This window comes from Dolichospermum sp. UHCC 0259 (genome assembly GCF_009711935.1).
In the GTDB taxonomy this organism is placed as follows: Bacteria; Cyanobacteriota; Cyanobacteriia; order Cyanobacteriales; family Nostocaceae; genus Dolichospermum.
On sequence record NZ_VIKX01000217.1, the window covers coordinates 1 to 4,757 of the forward strand.

General features: G+C 37.7%; 4 protein-coding genes. 3 read left to right on the forward strand and 1 reads right to left on the reverse strand.

The window, feature by feature from the left end:
• Positions 1-552: 552 nt before the first annotated feature.
• Positions 553-1,428, forward strand: a complete 876-nt coding sequence (locus FJR05_RS18465) for a DNA-binding response regulator (protein WP_168645471.1) — start codon at positions 553-555, stop codon at positions 1,426-1,428.
• Positions 1,429-1,764: 336 nt separating this feature from the next.
• Here FJR05_RS18465 and FJR05_RS18470 read toward each other — a convergent pair whose 3' ends face one another.
• Entirely contained in the window at positions 1,765-2,550 is a 786-nt protein-coding gene (locus tag FJR05_RS18470; RefSeq protein WP_174783772.1) for a DUF1868 domain-containing protein, read from the reverse strand.
• Between the two features lie 82 nt (positions 2,551-2,632).
• On the opposite strand from FJR05_RS18470, the gene holA reads away from it, so the two are divergent.
• Positions 2,633-3,619, forward strand: a complete 987-nt coding sequence (gene holA / locus FJR05_RS18475) for a DNA polymerase III subunit delta (RefSeq protein ID WP_168645472.1) — start codon at positions 2,633-2,635, stop codon at positions 3,617-3,619.
• A gap of 109 nt (positions 3,620-3,728) precedes the next feature.
• Complete coding sequence (locus tag FJR05_RS18480; RefSeq protein WP_168645473.1) at positions 3,729-4,214, forward strand: DUF4168 domain-containing protein; 486 nt, start codon at positions 3,729-3,731, stop codon at positions 4,212-4,214.
• Positions 4,215-4,757 lie beyond the last annotated feature (543 nt).

Here is a 4,757-nt window from a genome sequence, read left to right on the forward strand (position 1 = left end):
CCTACTTCTACCTACCCTATAAACTCTCGAAAGTGGGGGGAGAGTGAAAAACTACTGTTAAATGATTAGCAGCTAATTTAAGGCAAAAAGATATTCCTGGCGACAGATGACTTTGTATCTTCTTTCGTAGTTGAATGCAAAAGAGACTAAATTTAGTGAAATCAGGTAAATAACCCACAATTCACCTATTTATCAAATCTCACCATCCCCAAGTTTACACAGATATTAATTGACAATATGGCATTCTTATGTTAAGACGCTCAACTTTCAGGGTGACTCAAGTAAAAAGTAATAAAAATAACCATTATTTTTTTCATGCAACTAAGTTGAAAGTATTTACTTTTTATTGATAAAATCAGATTTATTCAAACTTAAATATGAAGCTGCTAAAGATTAATTACTCATTGAGAAAATAGCAATTATCAAGATTTTATTAACTCTTTACTCGAATTTCGTGTTTCCTTTTCCTCTGTTTATATCCAAGTTTGTCCGTAAATCGGTACAGAGTTTAGTAATAGCTAAAAATAACAAAATCTAGTGATTGTCATAATTATGTACGAAACAAAAAGAATTATCGTCATTGATAATGATATTGTCAACCGCAATTTTGTTTTAGATTGTCTTCACTCTCAAGGCTATAATGCTATAGGTGCAGAAAATGGCATGATTGGACTGCAATTAATCAAAAAATATTTACCTGATTTGGTAATTTGTGACCTAATAATTCCAGACATAGATGGTTATACCGTATTAAGTCATCTCCGGGAAGATTCATTAACAGCAATTACTCCTTTTATTTTTTTGACTGCTATTAATACAAAAGCATCTTTGCGAAAAGCAATGGAATTGGGAGCAGATGATTATTTAACTAAACCGGCAACGACGGATGAGTTATTGCGAGCCATTGCGATTAGATTACAAAAACAAGCTCTTTTTAGATACTGGTATGCGACAAACCCCAATCAATTAGCATTAACAGAATTACCAAACACATCAGTAAATTCTCAATCAATTTTTCCAGCTATTCCCCATCTTAAAAAGGTTTTTGACTATATTGAAGCTAATTATCAAGAAGGAATTACTTCCAGAAATGTTGCCAAAGCTATGGGTTATTCTTCTGCATATTTAACTAGCCAAGTTGGTAAACAAACAGGAAAGCCAATAAATGTTTGGATTGTGAAACGGCGAATGGTAGAAGCCTTATCTTTATTGGAAAATACTAATCAGACAATTGAAGAAATTGCTGTTAAAATAGGTTATCAAAATGCTTCTCATTTCTCTCGACAGTTTAGTAAATATCATGATGGTTTGTCCCCCGCAAATTGGCGAAAACAACATCAGTTAAATTCAGGTTCGACAAATACTAAGTTACAATTTAGGCAAAATCGCTCACAATTAGTCAACCCTGTACCTGCGGGAAGGAACTAAGTCAGGAGTAGGGGCGCAGGGCCTGCGCCCAGTCAAATCACGGAACTGCACCCACTCAAGAGTCAGAAATAATGACCCTCTATTCCCTATTATACTCAGGATTACGTAGGAATCACTATCTAACTACATAACTATATTTAATTAAATTGAACTCAAAAAGCCACTCATTACAGCATAAAAAACTTTTGCAAAAGTTCTCTTGAATATTGATCAATTAATCGTTTCAGCGATAGGTTATCACCCAAACCGGGCGCGGATTTAGGAAAATTCAAATAAGTAAAACCCACCTACGTGGGTTTTACTTGTGTGTCCGTGATTTTCAATCAGCTTTTGAACTTAAAAATTCACACTCGGCCAGTCTGGTTGACGATAATAATGGGTCATATTATCAAATTTTCGTAATTCCACCTGATTAATGAGAAAATCTGGGGTATCTAACGGCAATGATTGATTAAACTCACAAAACATGGTATTTAGGCTTACTCGGTTTAATTCTGGGGGAATTTCGCCAAAGTAACCCAATGTCACATGGGCAGTAAAATTATAATGCTGCTCAATGCCTAAACCCATTAATGTGCGGTTTTGATAAATTATCCGTCGGAATTGAATAATTTCCTCATAGGAACGTTGATCTTTTGGTACTAAACACACACCTACAGCCCTGGGCATGACAATCAACCCCAACATTTGCCAAGATATAGGTGATCCCTTTGTCATCAATTTTTGATATTCTTGAAACCTCTCAGCTAATTGAGAATTCAAATCTTCAGCAAATTGAGGGTTTTTTGTACAAGCATGATGAAAAGCACTGTCCCAAATTAAATCTGCCACCGTCACATGAAAACTAGCAGGAGGAACAGGTACAATCAAATCACTAGCAATGGGTAGCTCTAATAATTGCCGTTGATAGGCTTCTATGTGACTGTAGAAGGCAACATTTTTTATGTCTTCTGCTGCTGGTGGAGTAATCAGCGTATAGCCTGGAAAGGGTGTAGCAACTCTTACTCCAGCATGAACTCGAAATTTAGAAGATTCCTGAATATGCTGAATCTGGGTTTTGTAAGCTTCTGGTAGCGTCATGCGTGCTACCCGATTTAAATAAGTTTGGTAGTTGTCGTCCAATCTTGATCACCTTGCGCTCTTTTGATAGATTGTAGGGAGATTTACTCAATTTGACCAAATTAATTTTTAATTTTAAATTGCTATGCCAATATATGTTTACTGGGGCGAAGACGATTTTGCAATGGAAAAAGCTGTAGTCACTTTGCGCGATCGCACTCTTGATCCCCTGTGGACTAGTTTTAACTATACCTCATTTCCTCCAGATCAACCCGATCCTATCGTCCAAGCTTTAAATCAAGCAATGACACCGCCATTCGGTGCAGGTGGGCGTTTCGTATGGCTCATCAACACCACTATGACCCAAAATTGTCCAGATCACATCCTCGCAGAATTACAACGCACTCTTAAGGTCATCCCTCCAGACTCCACCTTACTATTAACCAGTCGCAACAAACCAGATGAACGCCTTAAAAGCACAAAACTCCTCAAACAATTTGCGACCATTTCCGAATTTTCCCTCATTCCCCCTTGGAAAACCGAACTTTTAGTCCAATCAGTTCAACAAACCGCTCAAACTGTCGGCATAAAAATCAGTCCCCTCGTAGCCGAACTATTAGCGGAATCCGTAGGTAATGATACCCGTCTTCTCCACAATGAACTAGAGAAATTACGCCTCTACAGCCAAGGCAGCGACAAACCCTTAGACGTGAATACAGTATCTGAATTAGTCAGAAATACTACTCAAAATACCTTACAATTAGCAACAGCCATCAGAACAGGAGATACCCCAAAAGCTTTAGGAATCTTAGGTGATCTAAGTAATGCCGCCGAACCAGGTTTACGGATAGTTGCCACACTCATTGGTCAATTTCGCACCTGGTTATTAGTCAAAATGATGATGGACAGTGGCGAACGCAACCCCCAAGCGATCGCTCAAGGCGCTGAAATATCTAACCCCAAACGTATCTACTTCCTACAGCAAGAAGTCAAATCCCTCCCCCTACAGCAACTCATCTCTGCCTTACCACTGCTATTAGAATTAGAAGTCAGCCTCAAGCAAGGTGCATCCGAAACCTCAACACTCCAAACTAAAGTCATCGAACTTTGTCAAATATGTCGCCGCACTTAATATCCCCATCAAAAATATGCAATTTCAATCTTGACTGGAACTTCTAATTCAGAAAATAATTCAGACCCATTATGGTATTCCCTATTTTCCCTCTGTGTCACCTGTTTATATGCTCAAAACTTATAGTCTTTATTTAACCAAACGGTTGCAGAGAACCCTCTGTCAACCCTTAATTTTGGCAACTCTTACCAGTACAAGTCTGATTTTCGGGACTTTTGGCCTCAACTCCAAAGTAGCTGCTCAAACTTTAAACCTTAACAATACAGAAGTAACTAATTACGCAAAAGCTGTATTAGGCATGGAGCCAGCCCGCCAGCAAGCCTTTAAAGAAATTAAAAAACTTATCGGTAGTAAAGACATTCCCCAAGTAATCTGTAATGATTCCAAAAGTTTCAGTACACTACCAAACAAAGCCAAAGATATTGCCGTAAATTATTGCAACCATTCTCAAAAGATAGTTGAGGATAGTGGTCTCACCATCGAGCAATTCAACAAAATTACCTTAGAAATCCAAAATAACAGTAATTTAAAACGACAGCTTTATAATACATTACTGCGCTTGCAAAAGGATTCTCCCTCAAAAACTTCCCGATAAATAACGTTAATTACATGATCAGGACACAAAAATCGGCATTGCTGATAGCCCGCATAGCATTCACCATAGCCTACCGGAGGCATCAGCAATGTGTAATATTGGGATATAAAAATCAAAAATTTCCTTTCCTTTCTCAACCTCCTACTCTTTACACCTTTGCGCCCTTGAATAACACAGAATTCATATTTCCTTGACCAACACCCAAAAATCCATCAATATTACCAAACACATGAACACAGAATTTAAACCCCTTATTACCGATTACTTTTTTCGCTAACCCGCATCAAGCAGGAAATATCACTCTGGGTTTTTCGCCACATCCATGACATTATTGTTGATCCGATAAATCAAAAATACCCTGAATCCCTAATTGCATAGAGCTTTCAGTTATTTTCACCCACCCCTAAAAAAATATTTCTCAAACCCCTTGACAAGAATAGAAGAGGTTGATATATTAAATAAGTGCCGAAGAGAGAAAACAACTCACAGGCAACTGAACCGAGAAAAAATAATACTTTGAAAGAATAGATTAAACCAATCCTC